This is a genomic window from Arthrobacter sp. D1-17 (assembly GCF_054130535.1).
This window is the reverse complement of the sequence record NZ_CP096382.1, coordinates 3,163,861-3,189,155: the sequence shown is the minus strand read 5'-3', so window position 1 is coordinate 3,189,155 and position 25,295 is coordinate 3,163,861. Positions and strand designations below refer to the sequence as shown.

Annotated in this window: 14 protein-coding genes and 3 pseudogenes; 13 read left to right on the top strand and 4 right to left on the bottom strand. The window is 59.8% G+C overall.

The window, feature by feature from the left end:
- Positions 1 to 247: 247 nt before the first annotated feature.
- The 7 genes from M1E01_RS14745 (at position 248) to M1E01_RS14715 (ending at position 15,647) form a co-directional block, all read left to right on the top strand.
- Positions 248 to 4,960 (top strand): sacsin N-terminal ATP-binding-like domain-containing protein, encoded by a 4,713-nt coding sequence (locus M1E01_RS14745; RefSeq protein WP_457972308.1) that lies wholly within the window; start codon positions 248 to 250, stop codon positions 4,958 to 4,960.
- Complete coding sequence (locus tag M1E01_RS14740; RefSeq protein ID WP_457972307.1) at positions 4,957 to 6,474, top strand: NERD domain-containing protein; 1,518 nt, start codon at positions 4,957 to 4,959, stop codon at positions 6,472 to 6,474. Before M1E01_RS14745 ends, M1E01_RS14740 begins: the two co-directional genes overlap by 4 nt.
- Positions 6,471 to 9,665, top strand: a complete 3,195-nt coding sequence (locus M1E01_RS14735; RefSeq protein ID WP_457972306.1) for a helicase-related protein — start codon at positions 6,471 to 6,473, stop codon at positions 9,663 to 9,665. The genes M1E01_RS14740 and M1E01_RS14735 overlap by 4 nt, the downstream gene beginning before the upstream one ends.
- Positions 9,604 to 11,463, top strand: coding sequence for a DrmB family protein (gene drmB, locus M1E01_RS14730; RefSeq protein WP_457972305.1), 1,860 nt, complete (start codon positions 9,604 to 9,606; stop codon positions 11,461 to 11,463). Before M1E01_RS14735 ends, drmB begins: the two co-directional genes overlap by 62 nt.
- Before the next feature lie 129 nt (positions 11,464 to 11,592).
- A complete protein-coding gene (locus tag M1E01_RS14725; protein WP_457972304.1) occupies positions 11,593 to 13,230 on the top strand; it encodes a DNA cytosine methyltransferase in 1,638 nt (545 codons plus the stop codon).
- Between the two features lie 382 nt (positions 13,231 to 13,612).
- Positions 13,613 to 14,743 (top strand): hypothetical protein, encoded by a 1,131-nt coding sequence (locus M1E01_RS14720; protein ID WP_457972303.1) that lies wholly within the window; start codon positions 13,613 to 13,615, stop codon positions 14,741 to 14,743.
- Positions 14,736 to 15,647, top strand: coding sequence for a hypothetical protein (locus tag M1E01_RS14715; protein WP_457972302.1), 912 nt, complete (start codon positions 14,736 to 14,738; stop codon positions 15,645 to 15,647). Before M1E01_RS14720 ends, M1E01_RS14715 begins: the two co-directional genes overlap by 8 nt.
- Before the next feature lie 144 nt (positions 15,648 to 15,791).
- On the opposite strand, the gene M1E01_RS14710 is transcribed toward M1E01_RS14715, so the two are convergent.
- The gene (locus M1E01_RS14710; protein ID WP_457972301.1) at positions 15,792 to 16,868 is read right to left on the bottom strand and encodes a restriction endonuclease, SacI family; all 1,077 of its coding nucleotides are present in this window, start codon (positions 16,866 to 16,868) and stop codon (positions 15,792 to 15,794) included.
- A 26-nt stretch (positions 16,869 to 16,894) separates the two neighbouring features.
- Positions 16,895 to 18,052 carry a DNA cytosine methyltransferase gene (locus M1E01_RS14705; protein ID WP_457972300.1) on the bottom strand — a complete coding sequence of 386 codons (1,158 nt, stop codon included), beginning with the start codon at positions 18,050 to 18,052 and terminating at the stop codon, positions 16,895 to 16,897.
- Between the two features lie 931 nt (positions 18,053 to 18,983).
- Here M1E01_RS14705 and M1E01_RS14700 point away from each other — a divergent pair.
- A pseudogene (locus M1E01_RS14700) lies at positions 18,984 to 19,379 on the top strand (zinc-binding dehydrogenase); the annotation flags it as partial.
- A 63-nt stretch (positions 19,380 to 19,442) separates the two neighbouring features.
- Here the strand turns inward: M1E01_RS14700 and M1E01_RS14695 are convergent.
- Positions 19,443 to 20,765 carry an ISL3 family transposase gene (locus M1E01_RS14695; protein WP_457972299.1) on the bottom strand — a complete coding sequence of 441 codons (1,323 nt, stop codon included), beginning with the start codon at positions 20,763 to 20,765 and terminating at the stop codon, positions 19,443 to 19,445.
- A gap of 219 nt (positions 20,766 to 20,984) precedes the next feature.
- On the opposite strand from M1E01_RS14695, the gene M1E01_RS14690 reads away from it, so the two are divergent.
- The 4 genes and pseudogenes from M1E01_RS14690 to M1E01_RS14675 form a co-directional block, all read left to right on the top strand.
- Positions 20,985 to 21,419 (top strand): transposase family protein, encoded by a 435-nt coding sequence (locus tag M1E01_RS14690; RefSeq protein WP_457972298.1) that lies wholly within the window; start codon positions 20,985 to 20,987, stop codon positions 21,417 to 21,419.
- A gap of 25 nt (positions 21,420 to 21,444) precedes the next feature.
- Positions 21,445 to 21,714 carry a hypothetical protein gene (locus M1E01_RS14685; protein ID WP_457972297.1) on the top strand — a complete coding sequence of 90 codons (270 nt, stop codon included), beginning with the start codon at positions 21,445 to 21,447 and terminating at the stop codon, positions 21,712 to 21,714.
- Between the two features lie 2 nt (positions 21,715 to 21,716).
- Entirely contained in the window at positions 21,717 to 22,274 is a 558-nt protein-coding gene (locus M1E01_RS14680) for an ISL3 family transposase (RefSeq protein WP_457972296.1), read from the top strand.
- Between the two features lie 44 nt (positions 22,275 to 22,318).
- Positions 22,319 to 22,569 (top strand): annotated as a pseudogene (locus tag M1E01_RS14675) (2,3-butanediol dehydrogenase); the annotation flags it as partial.
- A gap of 271 nt (positions 22,570 to 22,840) precedes the next feature.
- Here the strand turns inward: M1E01_RS14675 and M1E01_RS14670 are convergent.
- The gene (locus tag M1E01_RS14670) at positions 22,841 to 23,713 is read right to left on the bottom strand and encodes a ribokinase (RefSeq protein ID WP_457972295.1); all 873 of its coding nucleotides are present in this window, start codon (positions 23,711 to 23,713) and stop codon (positions 22,841 to 22,843) included.
- Positions 23,714 to 23,854: 141 nt separating this feature from the next.
- Between M1E01_RS14670 and M1E01_RS14665 the strand changes: the two are divergent.
- Positions 23,855 to 25,292 (top strand): annotated as a pseudogene (locus M1E01_RS14665) (MFS transporter).
- Positions 25,293 to 25,295: the final 3 nt, after the last annotated feature.

Sequence of the window (25,295 nt, the reverse complement as noted above, 5' to 3'; positions counted from 1 at the left end):
GTGGCGAGGATTTTCCCGCTGGAAGGGCATCGAAGATCAAGATCAGCTCAAGAATGGGGCAGCGTTAGGACAGTATTTTGTGTCCGCTGGGCTGCCTGGTACAGAAGGAATTACGATCGACACCAACACCTTTGGCTAAGCAGATGGCCAGGTAACTGTAGCGACTCCACGGGCAGGAATTCCGCGCCTGTTTAAGTTGCCATGGTCGATTCGGTGCGAGGGAGCACCAGCAAGGTTGGGGGAATAAATGGCAATAACAACTGCCGAATGGGTTGCAGACGAAGTTCTTGTTCGAGAAATCAACGAGCAGTTCCAAAGTGCGGTAGCAGCCTACGACGCGAAGCCGACGCTGATCGCTGAGCATGTTAACCACGAGGAGTCGATACGTACGGGGGGATACGCGAACCGGACACTTCTCGAGCTTGTTCAGAACGCGGCCGATGCGATGGCTGGTTCGGATGATGGCGGACTGAGTAGCCTCGGAAGAGTCGAGATTGTGCTCGATTCTTCTTCGAGCACACTATACTGCGCCAACTCCGGACGCCCATTTTCCAAGTCTGGATTGATCGCCATCACGCACGCACACCTCAGTGGAAAGCGAGGGGATGAGATTGGCCGCTTCGGGCTCGGGTTCAAGTCGGTCCTTAGCGTCAGTGACTCGCCACAGGTTTTTAGCCGCTCGATCTCATTCGAGTTCAATTCAACACAGGCACGGGAAGCCCTTGCCGGAATCGCGCCTGGGCAACGGTTTCCGATCTTACGCACGGCAACTATTCTCGATGCTGAAAAAGAAATTCAGGCAGATCCGATCCTAGCCGAGCTGGGAGTGTGGGCGTCGACGGTCGTAAAGCTCCCATATGCGTCCAACCTCGAACACCTCCGCGAGGAAATTGAGAACTTCAGCTCGGAGTTTCTTCTTTTTGTTGAAGCTGTTCGGGAAGTGAAGCTTCGAGTGGTAGGCCCGGATCCCTTTGAGACAAGCCACGTCTCTCGCGACCTGGGCGGGGGAGTCCTAAGAATTGAAGGCCCCTCGGGCGAAGGCAGCGAATGGATTGTCGGGAGCCGGATGCACGCTCCTTCAGCCGCGGCGAGAAAACTTGTCGGAGAAGCTGTATCGCGTGCGGAAGTGAAAGTAACGGTCGCGCTACCAGCTCAGCAGAACACGCTGAGGATTGGACAGTTCTGGTCCTACTTCCAGCTGCAGGATACGACATCAGCATCGGGGCTGTTCAATGCTCCTTGGAGCGTAAACGATGACCGAACCACTTTGCTCAAGAACGAGTACAACCGGGAAATGCTTGGAACGCTTGCGGAGATATTCGTAGGTCTGCTGCCTCAACTCAGGACGGAAACAGACCCGGCGGCACATCTGGATTACATGCCCGCGCGTGGCCGTGGCCAGGAAAGCCACGGCTTTGGCGACGAGAACTTGTCAGCGCATGTACTGCGACTGGCGGGAGCGGGTGATCTGATTCCAAATGCTAATGCCCAACTTTGCAATGGTGCTTCGCTCCGTCCGCTAGACCTAACAGTGCGCTTCGAGGAGCCGGTACATCAGGGCTGGATCATGTCGCCGAATACGGGCAGCGATGTCCCTCACTGGCGCTGTTACTCGACACCGACTCGCGCTACCCGTTTGAGGGATCTTCTCCTATACGCCACCAGCCCTAGTCTGGAGCCGAGTGCGCGTGACACTAAGCTAGCGCTGGAGCACATGCCGAAGCGGGGTCTTTTGACGTGGCTGCGGGAGTGGGCCGAGGGCAATGACGCAAAATCGGCAGCCAATGCGTTCCGCACCGTAACTAAGAATCCTGGTCTTGATGACATCGCGAACGCAAACGTGATTCCTACGTCAGAAGGCATGCGAGCACTGGCCGATAAGGACGTCGTGTTCCTCCACCGCGAAGCAGACCTTGAAATCGAAGGAGCTGTTTTCGTCGACGCCGCATTCCTGGCCGAGGAAGGCATCGAGATGCTTCTCCGCGGCCGCGGGTTTCGTGACCTCGACCCTGAAGCGATTCTCAACGCACGACTGGCGACGCTTCCGGTGGAGCCTAGCGACGATGACCTCGTCAAACTATGGGACGCCGTTTTGTCTGTCGCGGTTCCTGCCGCCGCGAAACTGATGGCTTCGTCACGAGCTTCGATCAAGGTACCGACCCGTGACGGCGGTTGGGCTTGGCCTCAACAAGTGCTCGACCTCGATATTGCGCTACCAGGGAACGTCACGTCTCGGCTCCTCGATCGGCCTCGCTGCGTTCCTGATGTCGCCCACCGACTGGGAGTAGTACAACAGCCGGTGAAGGACTTTGCGTTGGAGGACGAGCTCGCCTACGAGGCATACGTCGAAGCAACGCTCAGCGAGCTTAACGGACGACTGGGGCCGGGCGAGCGGCCAATTAGGACTATCGATTTGAGTCCCAGCGAAGGTCCGGGGCCGTTCTCGGTGCTCTTCCTGCTGCGCGACGCGGGTGTTCCAGATCAAGTTCGCGCCAACTGGACGACAGCCCTTCTTTCGTTCGCCGAAGACGAGTGGGTAGTGGAGGACTCCGATACCGGACGCACATTTGCCGTGCGATCACCCGTTCGCTGGGCAGTTGAGCAAGCGGGGCTCTTAAACACGAGCCGTGGCTACCGTCCGCTCCGAGATGTCATCGCACCTTCGTTAGTCCGTTTTTCTGGGCTGCTGCCGCTCTACAAAGGGCCACATCAAGTGTTGAATTTGCTTGACCTTCCGGACGAACTTACCGATGTTCCCCCACACGTCATGCGGGAAATGCTCGAGGGGCAGCTCTTTCCCAGGGTAGATGATGACATCCTTGTGGAGTTTGTCCTGGCCGCGAGCAGGAGCGGGCTGGAGGGTGCCAAGCCGAAGACGCTTCCGGCTCGAGTAAGGCAAACGATAGAGGCGCATGCGCCGTCTACGGTTTACCTTGCTACGACAGACGAGCAGGAGAATTTCCTTGGCGCTCGCCATCGCCCGTACTTGCGCGTCGGGCCCTCGCAGGTTGAGGAGATGGTCGCGGTCGTCGGCTGTCGCAGGTTCGAAGATAGTTTCTCTTTTTCTATGGTTGTCGAGGGACAGCAGGACTCCCAAAAAATCCTTGACGTTTACACCGGACTGCGGAACGAGTTCGGCGTGCATTTGTATGCAGCTAAAGTTTCCCGTGCTTTATTGATCGCAAAGCGCGTTACGACTGAGGACGGCGTCGAAGATCAGCCATTGAACTGGCACCGCGATGGTTTTGAACTTGTGGTCGCTGGAGACTCAGACGCGCGGCAGATCCTAGGTTTCGTGAATGAGGCCTTCGATCTGCGCCTCGACAACGCCAGGCTATTGGCCGTGCTTAAGGCAGGCCTCAACCATAGGCTGGAACTCCTGCGTCTGCAGGCGCGCGCCATCGAGTCTGACGCTGAACGTCTAGATCTGTACATTGGCCCGGACGATCTGCAGGACGCGCTGCCGACCGGCCTCTGGACGGCATTGGAGGCACAAGGACTTGTCGGTGAGGACACTTCCGTCGCCGAGCTGTTCCTCACGGTCTACGGCTCGGACTCGCTGAGGATCCTTGCCGAACGCTTCCGCGAAGAGGGGTTCTCAGACGTCCCATCGGCGTGGGCCGGAACGCCGGCAGCGATTTCGTGGGTGCGCAAGATGGGCTTCGGTCCTGAATTCGCTGGCCAGCGGAACCGGCCGCGTCCTGAAGAGTTCGTCGTCGCCGGTGCTGTCCGACTCAACAAGTTTCACAGCTACCAAAAGAGGATCAGCGAGGATTTGCGGAGAGTTCTGACCCAGCCGTCCGCGGAGGGACCGGCACAGAAGGGTATGGTCGAGTTGCCCACCGGAGCAGGCAAAACCCGTGTGGCAACAGAGACCGCGCTCAAGTTGTTCGTTGATGAGGTGCTGTCCGGAACGATCCTGTGGATAGCCCAGTCCGCAGAGCTGTGCGAGCAAGCAGTGCAGACATTTCAAACAGTCTGGCGGTATCTGGGCGATGAGCGCCCTCTTACCATCGGTCGGCTTTGGGACACCAACACGGTCCAAGAGCCTGACACCGAGCTCTCTGTCGTCGTCGCTACCGACGCCAAGATTGAAGCGATCATGGGTCGACCCGACTATGAGTGGCTCAGCCAGCCGACCGCCGTCTTTATCGACGAGGCACATCGCACGGGTGGCTCGACGCGCTACACGGCTATATTGCGGTGGCTCGGCGTCGATGGACGCAGCTGGGAACGACCTCTGGTGGGTCTATCCGCAACCCCATTCAAGGGCCGCGCGGGTGACCACAGTGGTACCAAAGAGCTGGCCGCTAGGTTCGGCACCAATCGTCTCACCGCGTTCGAGTCCGACGCGTACAAGGAGCTTGTCAAACTGGGCGTGCTCGCAAGGGTCAGGCACGAGGTGCTCCCATCCGGCGTCGAGGTTGATCTCAACGCCGCGGAACGCAATACGCTCAATTCGAGCCGCCTCATCGATCGGAACGTTTACGAGAAACTCGGCCGCAATGAGCATCGAATGCGGATCCTGGTGGAACACATCCTTGAACAGGATCCGGAGTGGCCAATCCTTGTATTTACGCCGAGCGTGTTGTCCGCGCAGGTGCTGGCCGCGTCATTGCGGTATCGCGGTGTGAAGGCTGCATCAGTCAGTGGCCAAACCGGACGCCAGGAACGCCGAAACGTTATCAAAGAATTCCAGGACGGCGAGATCAAAGTGCTCGCTAACTGTGACCTGCTGGTGCAGGGATTCGACGCACCAGGTGTGCGTGCCCTGTACATTGCGCGCCCCACCTTCAGCCCGGGCGCTTACATCCAAATGGCTGGTCGTGGGCTGCGGGGCAAAGAGAACGGCGGCAAGGAGGAGTGCCTGATTGTCGACGTGGCCGACAACTGGGGTGCGATGAACGACTTCCTCGGGTACCACGACTACGAAGAGCTCTGGAAGGAGCAGCAGGGATGATACTGGTACCAACCCTGGCAGACATTGACAAGAAATCTGCCAGTGCGGGCGAGCGATCCGTTGCTCGCTTACTTCGTGATATTGACGCTGATCCGAACGCAGTTGCTTTTTACTCCGTGGACCTGCGCTCGCACTCCTACAAGCAGCAGGCCGAGGCAGACTTTGTGGTCTTATGGCGCGGGTGCGTGGTCGTGATAGAGGTCAAGGGGGGAGGCGTCCGTAAGCATGACGGTGTTTGGTACTCCGTTGACCGGCACAGGGATTGGCACAGACTCGCGACCTCACCAATGGAGCAGGCCCGCTCGGCGGGGTTCGCGCTTCGAGGCATTCTGAAGGAGCAGGGTGTGGGATGGTTCGCCCACGAGGCCGTCGTGGTGACTCCAGACATCGATACGCCGCCGGATGCAGTCGGATGGCTACCCACGCATTGGCTCGCACGTGACGACATGACATCTACAAACCTCGCTGCGGCCCTCGATGAAGTTGCGGCCGGCGCCCGCCAGGCTCCAGCAGGGCAGAAGGTTGCTCGAATGGAAGACCTTCGGGCTCGTCTATTCGGCGAGTTCACGCGAATGCCAGTCGTTGACGCGCAACGCGGGGCGATTATCGAGGAGCAGAACCGAGCAACGGCTGGGCAGTCAAGAGTTCTTGGAGCGCTCGCGAGGAACCAACGCATGGTCGTCTACGGTGGTGCGGGGACGGGGAAATCCATGGTCCTGGTCGAGGCAGCCAAACTAGAAGCAGATCAAGGACGTTCCGTGCTCGTCACATTCCGGTCGCCTGCCTTGGCACAGTACTTCGCACCGCATCTCGACGACCGGCCAGTAGACGTGATCCCCTTCGAGAATCTCGGAACCGCGGGGCGGTACGACGTGGTACTGATTGACGAAGCGCAGGACATGATGTCCGCCGAGGCCATGGATTTGATTGACAGCGTGATTGTTGGAGGTCGAGCCAACGGGCGTTGGCGGATGTTTCTCGACCAGAACAACCAGGCGCACGTCGATGGCGTCTACGATGGCGACGTTGCTGCGCTCGTTGCTGACGAGGCCGTGGCCGTTGACCTAGACCTCAACGTGCGGAACACGAGTGCGATCGTGCACGTCGTTCAGGAGTACCTGGGCGCTGATGTTGGCGATCCGGGAATCGTGCACGGTGAAAAAGTTCAGTGGCATACAACGGATAGTCAAGTCACAATCTCGGACGGTGTGGCCGTCGCTGCACAGCTCCTCCAAGAGGGGGCTCGCCGGAGCGAGATCTGGCTCATTGACCCTGCCTCCGACAAGACGCCCGTGGCGGCCGATGGAATCACCGTAACCACCCCTAGGTCCGCCAAAGGGCTCGAAGCCGAACACGTCATCGTATGTGGCCTACCCGAACCACTCGATGACGCCGGCCTAGCTGGCTTTTACGTTGCCGTCACGCGGGCACGGGTCTCGCTACACATTGTGGCGTCCAAGGACGACAAACGGCGCCTTCAGCAACTCGTTCGACAGCGGATGGTGACACGGTGACTCTCACCCATGCACAAAGCCTGGTGCTGCAGCACCTGCGATCTGCTTACCTCGGTCCAGACGGACGCGACGACGAGGTTCTCGAGAACCTACCTAATAGGCAATACGCCGTCGGCATGCTCTTTCCTCATGAGGGTGCCGCTCCAGTCGCCGACGAGGGGGCCGCTCCTGACTTCGACGAGGTCGACGTCGACGGAGCCGTCTCTTCGTCTGGCGAAGTGGAGGAGACGGGGGCTAGCGTTCCAATCGCGGAGGATTGGCGGCCGTCATCGGTTGCAATCTCATTCGTCACTAGTGACTCTGCGGTTAGATGTGACCTCACCGGCGCGACATACACTGCTTTGGACGAGGATGGTCCGCCCCGGTGGCGGCGCGTGCCATTCCATTTCGAGGGCCTCGAGCTTGCTCAGGAACAGCCGCACTACGAAGACGTGGCCGGCGACGTGCCAGTCCAGATTGGATCTCGGTGGAGAGCATTTGGCGACGCCTTTCTTGTGACCGTCCATGTACGCGTCCTGAGCCAGTCGACTGGTGACGACCGCCTCGACGCGGTCAATATGCTTTACCAGGTCTCGCTTGCAGTCGCCCCACAGGGACAAGGGGCGATCCTCGAATACGACACCACGAGAGCATTGGATCTCGATGATGAGGCGGCCGAGCTTCGGCTCCGGTACCGGGACCGAAAAGTCTACGCCGTCGGGCATGGCATGGCGGCCGATTGGGAATTGCGTGATGGACGCTGCCGTCGGGTGTGGCTCGAACCCGTGCCCTCCTTTGTGGTGCCAGCTATTGAGACAACTGGCTTCGACGCATCGACAGCTGAGGCGCAGGCGCTGCGTCTCGATCATCTCTCGCGACTCGACGGGTCGCCGGATGAGGTTCTCGCATCTCTGGACGCCTTCGTCGACGCTTTCGGGTCTTGGGTTGCTTCGGAAGAAAATCGCGTGAGTTCGTTCGACTCCGACGCCTTGGTTGCCAGGCGGATTGTTGAGCGATCGATGGTTGCCCATGGCCGAATGGGCGAGACCGTCGCGCTTTTGCGCCGGGACGACCGATCCGATCTCCGCTCGGCGTTCGCCCTGGCTATGGTGGCCATGCGGCTGCAAATGCGACAGGCTCAGCTCAACCGAGGTGCTGAACTGACGGAGCCACGTTGGCGGCCGTTCCAGCTCGGGTTCCTGCTGGTCGCTCTTGCCTCGACCGTGGATGAGAGCCACGACGAACGCGAGCTCGTAGACTTGATTTGGTTCCCCACTGGTGGCGGCAAGACAGAGGCCTACCTCGGGCTGGCAGCGATCGAAATCTTCCGCCGGCGAATCGCAGAAGGACCGGCAGGCGGTGGAACGGCAGTACTGACCCGTTACACGCTTCGCCTGCTGACCTCCCAGCAATTTCAGCGCGCTGCCTCGCTAGTCTGTGCAATGGAGCTCCTCCGAAGGCCGGGCCAGTTCAGTGACCCCAGGGTCAAAGGAATGGCGGCCTTCACGATCGGCCTTTGGGTGGGCAATGAGGTTACCCCGGGATCCCGACGAGATGCCAAGGCGGCCATTGAAAGGCTACACAAGGCAGCACGTCCGGAGGAGGCGAACCAGTTCCAGGTCGAAAGCTGCCCGTGGTGCGCTAGTGACCTCCTGCCGAAGTCGCGGTCTGCAAAGCTACACGAGTATGGAGTCAGACTTGTCGGCCATGACGTTGTCATACACTGCACTGACAGCTCGTGCGAGTTCAGTGATGCGCTTCCGGTGGAGGTTGTGGATGAGGTTCTCTATGAAAATCCACCCACGATCCTGCTCGCGACGGTCGACAAGTTTGCGCGCCTGCAGTTCCGCGCCGAGGCAGGCCGGTTGCTCGGTCTAAATACCGCGTTTCGCCAGCCGTCTTTGATCATCCAGGACGAGCTGCACCTGCTGTCGGGCCCCCTGGGGACCACCGTGGCAGTCTTTGACGCGGTAATAAAGTTACTGCTCTCCGCTGGCGGGGCGACGCCAAAGATCGTAGCGTCGACTGCCACGATCAGGTCCTCGGATGACCAGGTTCAAGGCTTGTATGGACGAGCGGTTGCCTTGTATCCCCCGCCGGGGCTTGACGACGACAGGACGTTTTTTTCCCGGCCTGTAGGCAGCGGCGAGGGACGCCTATACCTTGGGCTGATGCCGCAGGCGCTATCGCAGATGTCAGCGACAGTTTCGGCGGCTTCGCCGTTGGTCGAGATCCCAGCCGTGCTCGATAAATTAGGGAGCTCGGGTGTCAGCCGTGACGCCTACTGGACTGCGGTTATGTACCACAACAGCTTGCGGGAGCTTGGACGGACCGGAACCCTCGTTGTCGATGACGTCAACGCGCGCCTTGAACCCAGAGCGGAGCGTCTCGGCCACGACCTCCGCACAGTCAGAGCAGGAAGAGTGCTCGAACTCACCAGCCGTCGTGGACCGGAAGAGCTCCCGCACGATCTGCGTGAGCTCAGTCGCAGTATAGAGAGTTCAGACCAAGCTATCGATATCGTACTGTCGTCCAACATGCTGTCGGTGGGAATTGACATCCCACGCCTAGCATTGATGCTTATGGTCGGTCAGCCTAAAACGACCTCCGAGTACATCCAGGCCACCAGCAGGGTCGGGCGCGGCAGGGTGCAAGGTGTCGTCACGACGTTGTTTCGCTCTAACCGTGCGCGGGACCGCTCGCACTTCGAGACCTTCCGCGGATACCACGAAGTGCTTTACCGCAATGTCGAACCGACGAGCGTGACGCCCTGGTCGCTGGCGTCACGTGAGCGCTCGCTGGCTGGCGCCGTGGCGGCGCTTGTACGGCATCTGGTACCCCCGCTAGCCGGAAACGACGCTGCTGGTCAACTCGATCTGGAGAATGCCGTGCTGAGAGGGACGATCGACACGCTAGTCGATAGATTCGTGGGACTCGTTGAGCGCGCTGACAAGGTCGAAGCGGACGACACGCGCGAGAGGGTTAGAACGCTGCTCAACGAGTGGGACAGACGTGCGAGAAATGCACGTGAGTCAGGCTCGCTATTGCTCTACGACCGGAAGAATCCGACAGACGGGGCGTTGTTCAAACGTTTCGGGCAACCGGGGGAGGGGTGGCTGGTGGCCGACTCCATGCGGTCTGTCGAACCCAATGTGGCCGTGGATGTACGTGAGCCTTTTGAGGAGGGAAGCAGTGGAACGGATCAAGCATGACTTGCGGCTGTCGGAAACCGTCTCGCCTTTCGGTGTCGGCTCAATCGTGGACGTGCGCGGTGAGTCGCTCATCGCTCCTGACACATCGTGGTGGGATAAGCGTTTCGCTCCTGAGATTCACTGCGAACGTCTCGTAGAGCGGCTGGGACCGAGCGTTCTTTGTGAGGCACCCACTCACTCAGGCCGAGCCGGGAAAGATACGCTCGGTCTCTTGTACTGGCGGTTTCCATCTTGGAGGTTCTGCGAAAGGTGCTCGCGGCTTTCGCAGCAGACGGGAAGAAATAGGGGAAAGTGGGCAAACAAGTGCTCCTGTGAGGGTTCGCTCGTCCCAATGCGTTATGTCGCGGTTTGCGAGAAGGGCAGTCACCTACAGGACGTCCCCTGGTTCATGTGGACCCATCGCGGCCATGACGTCGGAGTCACCGAGTCCGTACGCTTCTGTCGTGCCTACAAGGAGCTTCGGTTCGTGCGTTCTGCCAAGCACGGCGAAGGTCTCAAGTCGCTGCGGGTGGAGTGCGGTGGTTGCAAGCGTTCAAGGCCCCTGTCTGACCTCGTAACCAAGGACGCACTCGGCCGCGACGGCATCCGTTGCAAAGGGGTCCAGCCCTGGCAGGACCCGATGCCCGGCAATGCATGCAATCACAAGCTCTTCGCGGTGCAGCGAGGAGCAACTGGCAACTATATCGCCGAACGCATCTCAGCACTCGATATCCCTGAAGAGCGCCCCCGCTCGGCTGAAGCTGACGACGCCATCCGAAATCACATGTTTTTTGAGAAGGTCGTCGCCGACAATGGCGGACCGCAGTCAGAGATGATCGCCGGGTGGATCGCTGGCGAGCTCAGCATCACGGCTGAAGAAGTCTTAAGTGTCGCGGCCGGTGGCAGCGAGCCCGCCGATGACATCTTGCTAGATCTGAAGGACGGTGAATGGGCAGCTTTCCTAAGAAAGCTTGAGAAACCAGGACGAGACCGAAGCGAAGGCGACTTTGTAGTCGATAGCTGGTCCGTCAATGGTCATCAGGGCGTCCCTTCGACACTCGCGGCCCGGCTAACTGCCGTTGGACAAGTCAGGAGGGTGCGGGAAGTTCGTGCGCTTAAGGGGTTCCGCCGCTACTCTGGAGACGCGGAGATGATCAGTGCAGACCTCTCTATCGACGGCAAGAGAAGGCCCGTCTTCCCTGCCATCGAGATGTACGGAGAGGGGATATTCCTTCAGTTCGACGAGGAGTTCCTAACTGAGTGGGAAAACCGACCAGAAGTCCAGGCACGTGCCGGAATTCTCGTTAGCAGGCGCAACGAGACTCCATGGGCGCATCGACTTGACGTCCCCGAGCCACGCTATGTCGCTTTGCATACGATCGCGCACCTCTTGATTCGTCGTCTCGCCTATGCCAGCGGCTATTCCTCGGCATCTTTGCAGGAGCGAATTTATGCGCACTCCGATCGTCCTGACAGTACCGCCGGCATCCTTATCTATACGGCAGCCGGTGATGCCCAAGGCACGCTCGGAGGACTCGTACGTCTCGGCGATCCTGACAAGCTAGTGCCGCTGCTCCTCGCAGCCCTCGACGATGCCGACGTCTGCTCGAACGACCCTGTTTGCATTGAAAGCGATCGGCAAGGCACGTCCAGCCTGAACTTATCCGCCTGCCATGGCTGTTCGCTTGTCAGTGAGACATCCTGTGAAACCGCCAATCGACTTCTCGACAGACAATTGGTGCTGGGCGGGAGCTACGTTCCCGGCTTGCTGGATGGAGTACTGGAGGAAGTTCGGTCGTCGGGACGGTCTGGAAGATAAGCGTGGTCCCCTAGCGGCTTCAAGGCTTGGGACGTCGCCGACAGGTCCGCGACGTAGTCCGGAATGTACTCTCATCTCGACAGCCCGGAGATGACCGTTAGAGAGGGGCCTGCAAGTTAGGATGTATGAATGGCAGTAGAGAACACGGATGAGGCGCCCATTACGGTCCTCGACTTGTTCTCCGGATGCGGAGGGCTCTCCGAAGGCTTCCATCAGTTTCGTCCGAAGGATGGTACTAGACCCGTCTTCCGTAGCATTGGCGCCGTTGAATGGGAACCAGCAGCAGCGGCCTCCTACGCGATGAACTTTGGAGCCGAGTCGGGCCGCCAGCGCTATTTTGATCCGCCTGAGATCTTCTGTGGTGACATTACCGATTGGGAGCCCAAATGGAGGCCTGGCGATATTGACGTCGTAGTCGGTGGCCCCCCTTGCCAAGGATTCTCCGGCCTAAATCGCCATAAGGTGCGCGCAGACCGCAATAAGCTCTGGCAAGAGTTTATACGTGTCGTTATTGCCGTCCAGCCCCAGCTCTTCGTTATCGAAAATGTTGACAGGTTTGTTCGTTCAGTCGAATTCAGTGATCTGCAAGAACGTATCGGAAACGGTGATCTTGCTAATTATCAGCTTGTCGCCCCCCCAGGGGCCAACGAGAATGATACCGAGTCAGAGCGTGCCCGGCGCTACTTATTGAATGCCGCTGACTATGGCGCGAGCCAGGCACGCCGGCGATCCATCGTTATTGGCATAAGAACGGATGCGGGCCTTCCTGTTGGTCTTATGACGTATCCGGAGCCTTCTCATTCTCGTACTAACCAAATGCGCAAAACGCAACGAACTCAATCTGACGGTACCAATAAGAGGGAGTCTTGGCGGACGGTAGACGATGTGTTCGCAAGAACTGCTACATTGCCGCTAGCAACGACAGAACTTCCCGGCGGGCGGAAAAAGACTATTGACGGCATAACCGCCAACATTGCGGGGCCCTTCGTCACCACTGAACTCCATTTCACTAGGCGCCCAGAGCCGGTTTCTCTTGCACGCTATAAGGCAATTCCAACAGGGGGTAATCGCAAGAATCTGCGAGGTAGGTACCTGTGTCGTTTCGACGACGGTAGAGAAGTCATTCTTGAAAAGGTGGGGGATACCCGAGACAGCACAGGCAAGCTCGACGTGCTTGGCGCTTACAAGGTAGTCGCCAACGGTGAAACGACGACCAGGACGCTTTCTGTTTGGTCTCAGCAAGAGGTAATAGCCTCCGGCGCGCGAAGCCGGAGTGCCTTATATCAGGTGAAAATTAGAAACAAGACTCTCATCCAAAATGCGACGCTTGAATACTTGTCTACTCGGTCGTGGGACCAGCACGATTCAGGGACGGGCGATGTCATGGGCCGGCTGCGGTATGGGTTTCCCTCTGTCACTATTCGGACCGAATTCTTCAAACCGGAGAAGGGCCGCTACCTTCACCCGGTAGAGAACCGCCCAATTACACACCTTGAGGCTGCCAAGCTGCAGGGCTTTCCTGACGACTTTCGATGGTGCGGATCCAAGACCGAAATAGCCAAGCAAATTGGGAATGCTGTCCCCGTCCCTCTTGCAAAGAGAATAGCGGAGGCGATCTACGACTACCTTCGGCTAGTGAAAGTCCACAAGGAGGAGACGGAGAGACTTGACTCTGTGTTGGCGGACGCTCTCCGGCACTTGCCAGCTCATGGCACCATCCATACGCTTCACCCTAATAGCCTTGACGTTACTGCAGTCATGGTTTAAGTGTCGTGCCTGTCCTACGGGACAACCAGTTGGCCTAGAGTGATGTTGCCAATGCGAGGTCCTTTAGGTGTCAAGGTTCCTAGCTTGCTAGTAAGCCGTAAAGCTTGCCTGAGCAGTCAGTTGGCGTCGTCTTTAGAGCCGGGAGACATACGGGATCATCAATAGTTGCCGAGTTGGACGTAAAACCGCTAGTCCGCAAGAATTTGCTTGTGGCAAACAAAAGGATCAGAAAAATGTCAGGTTGTCTCGCAGCGAGTGAACTCAGGACTAGAACTGCGCACCCAGTCCCATTTACCCACGTGCTGGTGCAACTAGGAACTGCGAAATACCTGGCGTCGATTCCTGGGTCGGACCTTGCCGAGCGTGAAAGCAGGAGAACTGCGTGATTCCCAGGGCTAGAGGTCAAAATCAAGGTATCGGGGAGAGTCAACAACTACAGCGTGTTGCTGTCGAGTTCCTCGCCCTAGACCCTCAGAACCCAAGGCTTCCGGAGGAACTCTTAGGGCACTCTCAGGAAGAGCTGCTTACTTGGCTCAACGAAGAGGAAGTTCTGGACGAACTTGCTCGATCGATGCTTGAAAATGGGTTCTTTGAGCATGAACCACTGGTTGTTCTTTCCCAGGATGATGCGGGGAATTACACCGTCGTCGAAGGTAACAGAAGGCTCGCGGCGCTTACGATCCTGCTTCAACTTCCTTCCGCGCAGGCAGCCAACCTCACCTTCGACTTCCTGTCGCTACCGAATCAAGTGCAGCTCGATCGGCTCCGCACCGTCCCATGTTTCGTTGTTTCCGATCGACAAGAAGTGCGCAAGTTCCTGGGTTTTCGCCATATTGGTGGTCTGAAAACATGGAGCCCTGAGTCTAAGGCGCGGTACCTTGAAGCAGAAATAGAGCATGCTGTTGAAGAAGGATCCAATGATGCATTTCGCGATGTTGCTAGGAGAGTCGGTAGCACGGTCCCAGCCGTTAGGGGGCAGTACCTTGCGCTAAAGGTTCTTCGTGAAGCGCGCGAGCTTGGAATTGATAGTCGCTACATCATTCGCGAGCGCTTTGGCGTTTGGAATCGACTTCTCAATAGCCCTGAGGTCCGCCGATATATTGGTTTAGATGCAGTCAGTACGGTAGATGAAGTACGGACTGTATCCAAAACTCTTAATCCTCTCGGGCTAAGGCAGGTTATTACCGACTTAACTCCTGCCGATTCCGGTACGAAGCCCGTTCTCTGGGATTCTCGTGATGTCACTATTTATGGCAAAGTGATTTCCAATGAGCGAGCATTAGCCAGTTTGATGAAATTTGGCGACCTAGCCGTCGCTCGCCAGATTGTCGAAAGAGGCGCGGTAACAGAACGTCTCCGCACGATCACTAGGTCCATCGAGGCCATCACGCAGGACATAGACAGCTATGAAATCAACTCCGATACAGAAGCGGTTGCCGCTGCACTGGTAAGTGCGGCTCGGACTCTTAGTGCCACTATTAAAGGCAGGCTCGAAGACGACGATAATGATTGAAGCTGATATCGACCGCTACGGAGGCCTGATCCGGTCGTCGTATCTCGCCGACTATCTGGAAGTCCTAGCGCTTAGAGGTAAAAGATGCACTTTTGCTCAACTGGCTGACATGGTCAGCGATAGGTGGAACCTTAAGCAGCAGATATTAGTAACCCCGGACGAAGATCCTGAAGATGAGGCTGTTACTTTTTCTGATGGCGCCATCGCGTGTATCCGCGAGAGAAAGCAGATTCTTGGCAGCTCGTACCCTTTTGAGCTGTCCAACTCGCACATTAAGCTCATCGATGGTTATGATCTCCATAATTCATCCTATGTCGCGCTGCTGAGTATCACCATGGCTCATGCCTACAAGATTGATGCAGCTATGAATGTGGAACAGACTTTTGAAGACGTCGTTGCCGATTCTTTGGCTGGTCTTGGCCTCGCCGTGGGCAACGTAGGGGCACTTTCGAGGGCTAATTCAATGAATTTCGAACGGACGATTGATGCCCTGGGTGCAGCACTCAATATCAAGATGAACGCTAACGCTGCCGTCCGCCGGCGCCACGCGAATGATGGTGGGGTAGATGTGGTCGCTTGTTTAGATTGGGGCGACGGTCGTTCCGGACGTTGGACGCTGCTCGGTCAAGCAACCTGTGGGAGCAGCGACACTTGGCAAAGCAAGTTGGCCGAACCGAAGCCTGAAATGTGGAAGAGAATCATGTCCGAGACATCTAGTCCGAAATGTTTTCTCGCAGTACCTCATCATGTTGAGGAGAGCGCTTATCGAGAAATCAGCGAAAATACTGGACATACTGTTGTGGATCGTCCCCGATTAGTTCCATTCGTCCGGTCTTTGCCGCAGGGAATAGGCAATGTAATTCAAAGCGTTTTGGATACACCCCTGCAGACTAGCGAAGTGTGATTGCTGCACCCAAGTGGCGACCGCGAAAACGAGACACTTTGGCTGGCAGGATGCCAGACTTACCTATCTGGCGCACTGATAAGTGCGCGTGCTCCATACCCAGATACTTGAACTCGAGGGTACAACACCCAAGGCTACGAATGTCTATATACGGTCACTTGCGGTTGACCAGAGATGCGCCCATTCCCGCATAGAGTCAGGAGAGGCTTCGATTTCTTCTAGTCTTCGGAAGCTTTGAGCGATGAACTTTTCGATGTTTGCTCCGCGCTGGCTGACTGGCCAGCCAAAAATCAGATGAAGTAGTTGCTTAAAGCTCTCAAAGACGGAGACGATGACGCCTGTTTCATTGAATGCTTGTTCCCGCAGCGCGGAAATATTCAGTGGGGTATGACCTCTCCAATCAACTACGACCGCTGCAGCCCAAATGTCTGCATGACGGCAAGCCTCCGCGAATGCTAAAACTTCTCCAGCCGGAACGCGTTTACCACGAACTTCTATCGCAAGGACCGGAAAGTCATTGTCGTAGACTTGAATATCACCTGGAAAGTCTCGAGATGGGTCATTTATCTTTCGTGTACCAACGTCGTTATGGGCCACGTCCATGGCCGCAGCAACTAAGGCCTGAAGGCGTTTCGGCCTGTCGACAACATTCGAATGTAGGTACTCATCAGTTATGGCGAAGACCTGATTCATGTTCATGCTGTCGTTAGGCGGGGAGTACGAGGGTAGACTGTCTTGGTACGCAAATGCGACTCGAACATATGACGCCAGGGCGTTTCGAGCTTCTCCAGTGTCCACCTCGCTCAACTGGGATAGCTGCATAAGGAATTCCTGATGTTGACCGGGGTTTCTGACTCGGTCGATGAGGGACATGTGGTCGTATCGAAAGAATGGCTGATTATTAAGCGGCTCGCGTCCCTTCGCGCGGATCGAAAACCCGTATTTCTGGGCACCGGGGACGAGCACCGCGTGTCCCAACGTTCTTAGACTATAGGTGTAGTCGGAATACTCGGCTTTTATTGAAAGTGGATCTACGCGCGGGTCCACTGACCTAGCCAGAAGCGCGGTACCCAGGGCAGCAGCGTAGGTTTTTGAAGCCATTGCGTATGTCTGAGCCGCCGTGTCTAGCCACCTCAGGGGAAGTGATTCACCGGACTGCGCTCTCGCGACTGCAGCCGCCAACACAGCAGTAGCCTCACGTGTGTCGATCCTAATTCCCAATTTGTACTCCTAAAAAGCAATCGCAATTAAAGGGACATGCTGAATGCCAACTGTTCGGGTGGCGAATAGATTTCGGAAGTGCATACTTCTAAATGTCCCAGTTGGGTGAGAAGTGCACGAGCCACAACTTTACCCAACTCAACAGGAACAGCATTGCCCAGCTGCCGCTGGGCATCGGCACGAGAACCTACAATCTTGAACGAATCGGGAAAGGACATAAGACGCTTCATCTCTGGCAGTCGAAGCCTCCTCGCCCTCAGCTCGCCCGCCGAATTCCTGACGTTTTCCCAGTGAAAAGGGCCGACCCACGGTCCAGGCTGCGCTTGTATTGTTGATGATGGGCGATCGGGGTCAAGCCGCAATAGGAAAGTCCAGTACCTGCTCCGCCATTCGAAGGCATTCTGTCCCCCGTAACGGTCGGTGTGCCAAAGATAATTCTGTCCGGGTGGTACCTGGGCAGCAAGATCCGCGAATTCCCCCTCAACTATTTCCTCTGCCTCCGCGACCGGAGGGAGACCTAGGAGGGCCTCGCGGGCCGTGACGTAGGGGATTTTTGTGTGATCCATTTTTCGGTCACGTTCACTCCACCCTGAGTGCGTTGGCTCAGGAAAATGGAAGGCCTTGCCGTCACGCCTCCCGACAATGAAGACCCGGCGCCTAAGCTGGGGAACGCCATAATCACCTGCTAGAAGAACCTTCCACTGCGGGTTGTACCCAAGCTCTGTCATTGCGGCGAGCAGTCGGTCCAGCTGTGCACGGTGCGTTTTGTAGGTTAGCCCTTGGACGTTTTCCAAGATGAACGCCTCTGGCCTTGATTCACGTACGACGCGCACATACTCATCGAGCAGCGACGCGTTGGGGTCGCGACTCTCTCGCTTCTCCTTGATCCAAAAACCGGATTTGCTGAACGGTGTACAGGGGGGGCCTCCAATAACGAGTACAGGGTCTCCGATGGACAAACCGCCCTCTCGGAGTAGCTCGTTGGTGCTTGTGGCTCGGATGTCCGCGCAAACTGTCGCTGTCCCAGGCATGTTGGCCCGAAGCGTTGCCAGAGCCGATTCTTCGTAATCAGTGGCAACGGCGATCCGAACTGGTTGTGGCTCTACGGCAGCGGCTTGAAGGGGGGCGTCGGCCGCTCGCTCAACGGCGTGATCAAGACCGCCAGCGCCCGAGAATAAGCTCACTACGGGCAGACGATTATCACTTAACACACAAGCTCCCTAACACGTTGCTGCTTTCGCTCCCGCGAGACATAAGTCAACCGCAGTGGAGCGTAAATCCGGAGTATTCATTGTCGCAGGTGCCAACGACAAAGAAGTCCAGGAGCCAGTGGGCCGCCTCGTTCGCTGGCGCGAAAGCGCCTGATCGGACAGGAAAACTCCCCTCATCGGACTTTCGAAGCCGACGAGTCGGGAAAATCACAGGTACTGGACCGCTGGGACAGATGAAGCCAGAGTTCGTCAGGCCAGAGCAGCTTTCGCCCCGCAGCGCTGCTGAGAAGCATCCAACGCAAGCGCAAACGCGGGCCGTCTTTCTGCGTATTCTGGTCGATCTGATGAAGCTGCTTCCTCAACGTTGATTTGGGCTCCCCGCGGCTTGTGTGAGCGCATCCCCGGAGTTCCTGCAAGTGGCCCGGGACACACCTGCCTCATCAGGGTCCTCACCAAAGCCAACTGCCCAAACGCTGAACTGGCGTTGGCCGAATCTCGATGAAGTCCATGATATATAAGGGCAGCCCTGGCAGCCGTAAGCGCGTACACCTGTCGAAGCTCATCAGCTCCAGCGTCGCTCAGCCATCGGCACACATAACTCTGCGGAACGCTCCCGAGCTGGCGGCCAATATAGTCAACCTCGATGCACTCCGACTCCGCCAGCTTTTGCACAGTGTTGATTCTCAGCGTGGTCATGGACAGCTTTTCGAAGCAGCGCAGTTCGTGGGGCAGGGCACCACCGTGGAGCCTACGTCAATCAGGATGTTCTCCTCGGACCGGGTCTCAGACGCGGCCCACCGGGGACGGCGAGCTTTTGCTCGAGCGCCTCGCCGGTGCGCTGCCGCAGCGACGCCTCCGGGTGGGCGCCCAGCATCCTAGCCCCACCGTAGGTGCCGGCCAGCCGGCCCGGCGCTTCCACCTGTGCCGGCAGATGGAATTCATCGGGCTCTCCGGCGGCGGCAGGGGCCTGAGCGAGAAGATCGTGGAGGGCAGCGGCGTGAAGGCGGGCGACACGGCTCTGGTGGGCGGGTCCGGTCCCATCAGGCTGCTGACCGCCGCAGTCCTGAAGGGCATGGGTGACCACCATCGTCAGCGAACTGACCCAGGCCCGCAAGGGAGAAGGCCACGTCCAGCGGGGTTGCGGACCATGTGCTGGACCCCAGCAAGGAGGACGTCCCGGCGCGTGTGCTAGAGCTGACCGGCGGCGCCGGGGCGGACGTGGCGTTCGAGTTTCGCCGGCGTGAATGCGGTGCTGGACACCATGCTCGACGCCGTCCGGCCCGGGGGAGTGGTGGTGAACGGGCTCTTCGTGGTTGGTGGGGAATTGAGTTCGTGTCGTTGAAGACAAAGGGGCCCTTCGCATTTAGGCATGGTTGAGGGTGTTCCTCCGATAGGGTCGGTGGCCGCCGGCGGCGAGTAGGCATCTGAGTCTGTAGTTGGTGAAGTTCCGAAAGCCGCGTGCGATGCGGCGGGTGGTTTCGATGACGCCGTTGACCGCTTCGGTGGGGCCGTTGGAGGCGCCGAAGGTATCGAAGTAGGCCAGGATCGCGGCCTTCCATTGTTTGAGTGTCCTGCCGAGGCGGCCGACTTCCGGGATCGGGCAGGTCGGGAACGAGGAGATCACCTCGTTGACAAGTTCCCTGCCCCGGGCCGGAGGGGCGTGGTAGATGTGGCGGAGCTTCTGGTAGCACTGCCAGGCCAGGGTGACTTCGTGGTCCGGGTCCCCGAGGGCGAGCTTGGCGTCGAGCCGGGCGGCTTGTTTATCGGTGAGGTGTTCGGCCCCGATCTGCAGGGTCCGGCGGATGCCGAAGAGCGGGTCGCCCTTGCGGCCGCGGTGCCCGAGGGTGTCCTGCTGGACCCGGCGGCGGACCTCATCGACCATGGCCGAGCCGAGTTTCACCACGTGGAAAGCATCCAGGACGGTGATGGCTTCTGGCAGTTCGTCGCGGATTGCGTTCGCGTAGCCGCGGAACGGATCCAAGGCGGCGGTTTTGATGCCTGCCGTGAATTCCTCCCCGCGGTCTTTGAGCCAGTCGGCATAGGCCTTCCCGGACCGACCCGGGACGAGGTCCAGCAGCCTGGCGTGCACCACACCTTGGGCGTCGCGGGTGTGGTCCACGATCCCGGTGACCATGCCAGTGCCGGGCGGGCCGGTGTGGGACCAGACATGCTCATCGACGCCAAGCGCGTCCACTCCTGTTAGCCGGCCTGCCGTGGCGATCCGCCGGGCGGCCTCGGCCTTGATGGCGTCCCAGGCGGTGTGCCAGGAGACGCCGAGCTGGTGCGCCAGGGCGGAGACCGAGGTGTCGAAACGCTGCAGGCCGTCGGTCGCCCACGTCACGGCCCTGGCAGTGAGTTTTGCCCGGGGGCCGGCCAACTCGTGCTCTTCGGTGAATGTGGTTCTCGGGCAGTCAGGGTCCGGGCAGCGCCAGACCCGTTTGGCCCACAGCAGCCGCACCGGACGGCCGAAACACGGCGTGTCATGAAGCCGGACCTGCCGGCGGCCGTGCCCGATCGCGACGACGCCACAGTCCGGACAGCCGCTGACAGTTTCGGCTGTCTCGACGTGCAGAACCAGGCCGCTCCCGGCCGCGGTGACAGAGCAGACGTGGATACCTTCGACACCAAGAAGCGCGTCGGCCCGCTCGCACCAACGACCGCCCGGGCAGGAAGTAGCATTGGGCATATCAGGGTCTCTTTTTTATTTGGAAGCTTGGTCGCTACCAATTCAAAGAGGCCCTGACCTCTCTCCTCCCGCACCACGCCGCAGCGGCACCAAGACACACTCCCATCCTCGGCGTCAGAGGCCCCGACCACGCTCATCTGCGAAGGGCCGACAAAGGGGCCCGTGGCCTCGCTGGGATGAGTGTGTCTAAGCATTCAACCTGGAACAGGACCACGAGCCTTGAACGAGCCTACCGGGGTGGCAGCCGACGCTGCCAACATCCTCTTCAACCTCCCCGACTACCGAGTCATCTCCACCACCGTCACAGCTGGCCGGCGGCAGGTCATCATCGAAACCGACCAGCTGCCGGGCTGCCCGAGCTGCGGGGTCATCGCATCCCGAGGCAAGGAACGACGCTTCCAACGGCTTCGCGATATTCCGGTCGCCGGGACGGTGGATGTGCTCTGGTCCAAGTACCGCTGGTACTGCGAAGAACCAGCCTGCGACAGGCTGTCGTTCTTTGAATCCACGCCACAGGTCCCACGCCGCGCCCGCTCCACCGGCAGGCTCCGGAACCAAGTTCGTGGATGCGGTCATCCGCTCGGGCCGGGCCGTATCGGAAACAGCTGCGGGCTTCGCCGTGTCCTGGTGGATGCTTCGGGCGGCACTGAATGAAGCCTGCCTGCTGCGGCTGCCCGACGTGGACAAGCTCAGTCCGCGGATGCTGGGCATCGATGAGCACCGGTTCAGGTCAGTGCGCTATTTCCAGGACTCGGCCACGAAGGCTTGGACACGGTTCGAACCATGGATGACAACGATCGTGGATCTGGACACCGGCCAGGTCCTGGGCGTCGTTGACGGCCGTGACCACAACGGCGTCGGAGACTGGCTGTTCGCCCGCCCCCTGCATTGGCGTCTGGCCGTGCAAGTCGTGGCGATCGACCCTCCGCCGCTTTCCGCAAAGCATTGAGGATGTGGCTTCCCCGCACCGCTGTCGCAGTGGACCACTTCCACCTGATCTCGCTGGCGAACCAGGCCATGACCGAGACGCGGCAGAACCTCTCCCAACAGGTCAAGGGCCGCCGAGGCAGGGCCGTTGACAAAGCCTGGGCCCACCGGATGCTCCTCCTAGGCGCCGGCGACACACTCACCCAGAAGGCAGCCCACAGGCTGGAAGAAGTATTCACCGCCGACCATCCCACCGGCACTCTCCACGCCGTCTGGAAGGTCAAGGAACAGCTCAGGGCGCTGCTGCGCACGGGCTCCCTGGAGGACGCCGCGGCAGCGCAAGCCGAACTCGAGAAGCTGGTCAAGGCAGCTGCACGGCCAGAGGCAAACAGGCTCTACCGCACTGTTTGCAGGTGGTGGAAAGCGATCGAGGTGCTGATCATTACCGGCGCGACGACCGGCAAGGTCGAGGCGAACAACACCGCTATCAAGAACATCAAGCGCACTGCCCGCGGCTACCGCAACCCAGCCAACTACAAATCGGTTATTCTCTTGAGAAGTGCCGTCCGGACGGCGGCATGACGCTCATTCCAGGGATTCATTTCCCCACGAACCGTGAAGAGCCAGTGAACGTGGCCATCTGGGGTGCCCCAGCCAGCGTGGACATGCAGAAGCTGGTGCTCAAGGAGATTGACCTGCGCGGCACCATCGCCAACGTCCGGGACCATCCCGCCGTCGTCAAGATGGTGCAGAAGGGCAAGGTGGACCTCAAGCCGTTCATCACGGGCAGGATCGGCTGGAGAACCTGGTGGAGCAGGGCTTCGACACCCTGATCAACCATAAGGACACGGCAGTGAAGGTCCTCGTGCATCCGTAGGCGGAGCAGCCAGCCGCTCCTGCGGCGGCCGTTCCCAGTACGGAGGGAAGACGACGGCGGGATGCAGTTCTGCCGTCGTCGTTCCAGCGAGCTGCAGCTCGACGCCCTCAGCCGGAATCCGCAGGTTGAGTACGCCGAACAGAACTAAGTGGATACCGTGCGCTGACCGACCGGTACTTTTCGCGGCAGTACGAGCTGCAGAACGACGCTGGGGCTTTCACCCGCTGGAACTCGTCGTAATCCGCCGGACCTGCCGGCCGGAACATCAGACTCACTGCCGGGAGACGTCCGCCCCGGCAACCCGCCCAACGTATTCAGCCAGCGGCCCCAGCGCCGGCTGCGACGAAGGATCGCCCACCGCATCCGCCCCAACAGCATTAGCCAGCGCCAGCGCCTGGGAGTAGTCCAGCCCGGTTCGAAGCGCCAACACTAGCGCCGCACAGAACGCATCGCCGGCACCGATCGTGTTCGCCACGGTCGCGGCAGCAGCAGGTGCCTCGGCCAGCTTCCGGCCATGTTCAAACATGGCCGAGCCGTCCTTCCCGTACGTCACCGCCACCAGTTTCGCGTCGGCCAGGGCGGGGATCAGCTCGTATTCAGTCTCGTTGACGATCACCAGGTCGCACCGCTCGAGAAGCGCCGCCGGCAGGTCCATGGCCGGCGCCGCGTTCAGCACGAAGAACCCGGAGGACTTCCGGGCAGCTTCCAGCACCACAGGAAGGCCGACCTCGAGCTGGCATAGCACCGTCTCGTCCGGCGCGAATTCCACGCCCTCCAGTGAAAAACCGGCGTTGGCCCCCGGGCACACCACGATCTGGTTCTCGCCGTCGCAGTCCACCACGATCAGTGCGGTGCCGGTCGCATCGCCGTCGAGCACTGCCACGTCCGACGTGTCCACGCCGGCACCGGCAAGAGACTCCAGCATCAGGCGGCCCTGCGCGTCGTTGCCCACCGCACCGATCATCCGCGCACTCCCGCCGAGCCGGGCGGCGGCCACGGCCTGGTTGGCGCCTTTGCCGCCCGGCTGCTGCTGCAGCACGCCGCCGCCGACGGTTTCCCCGGCGGTGGGAAGCCGGTCCGCGGTGGCGATGATGTCCAGGTTGATGCTGCCGACGACGGTGACGGCAGGAAGTCGATTGCTCATGAGGAAGTCCTATCAGGTCGAGCCAGGGGCGGCTGAATTAGGAAATAGTGTACGGCATGGTTGTACTTGTTGGTCATACATGGTTGTATAACAACTTACATCCCAAGAGCAGGACCCGCCTGCAGAACAAAGGAGTTTGATGTGAACACCCCAGCCACCGCCGCCACCTCGCCGCCACCCGCCGTCGAAAACCAAACACGCCAAGACCAAACCAAACTCGGCGGCCGCCGCGCCGCCCTGCTGATCTCCAGCCTGCTGCTCGGCGTGCTGTCCTTCCAGCTCAACGCCAGCATGGTCACCCCGGCGCTGCCGCAGATCGCGGCCTCCTTCGGCCTGGGCGCCGAGGCCCCCCCCCGTGCAGTCCATGTTCTTCCTCGCCGGCGCGATCGCCGGCCCGGTCATCGGGCGCTGGAGCGACTTCATCGGCCGCCGCACCGCGCTGCTCCTGGTTTTGGTCCTGGCGATCATGGGCGCCGGCACCCTGCTCTGCATCGCCGCGCCCACCCTGCCGCTGCTCATCGCCGGCCGGTTCCTGCAGGGCGTCTCCAGCGCGGTCTTCGCCCTGGCCTACATCGTCCTCAGCGAAAACCTGAACGCCCGCGTCTTCGGCACCTCCGTGGGCATCATCGCCGCCATCAACGGGGGAGTGGGCGGCGTGGATGGCTACGTCGGCGGCCTCATGGCCGAAACCCTCGGCTTCCGGTCCATTTTCGTCGTCGTCCTCGTCCTGACCGCCATCGCCGCCGCCTGCATTCTCAAGACCGTCCCGGCCGGACGCCCCCAGGGCGTGCGCGGCGCCATGGACTGGTGGGGCGCCGGATCCCTCTCGGTGTTCCTGGTCTTCATCACCTACTTCGTCTCCGCTGGCTCGGCCGCCGGCTGGACCGCCCCGAGCACGTTGGGCCTGCTCGCCGGCACCGCTGCGTCCTTCGCCGCCTTCTGGATGATCGAGAAGAAGCGCAGCCACCCGCTCATCGCCGTTCACCACCTGCGCTCCCGCCAGGTCTGGCCCGTCATCGCCACCACCGTCCTGACCCTCGCCGGCATCTTCGCCATCATCAACTTCACCGTGGTGCTGCTCAGCCAGGACACCACGAACGGCTTCGGACTCAGCGCCTCCCTGTCCGCCCTGCTGTTCCTGACCCCGGCCGCGCTGATCGGCGTCTTCGCCGCACCCCTCGCCGGCTGGCTCGCCGACCGACGCGGCTGGATCAAGACCCTCCGCATCGGCACCGGGCTCAGCCTCGCCTGCGCCATCGCCGCGGCCGTCTTCTCCGACAACCAGCTCGCCGTCCTGATCGCCATCGCCCTCGGCATCTTCTACAACGGCTTCTTCCTCACCGCCATCAACGGACTCTCCGTCCTGCTCTCGCCCACGGAAGCCCCCGCGGCCCTGCCCGGCATCAACGGCGCCTCCTTCGGCATCGGCGCGAGCCTCGGCGTCGTGCTCGTCGCACCGTTCGCCGCCCAGGCCACCTCCGCCGGCTACGCCACGGCCCTCTGGATCTCCGTGGCCATCACGGCGGCCGCATTCATCGTCAGCCTCTTCGTCGCCGCCCCCAAGGGCGAGTCCGTCTAAATC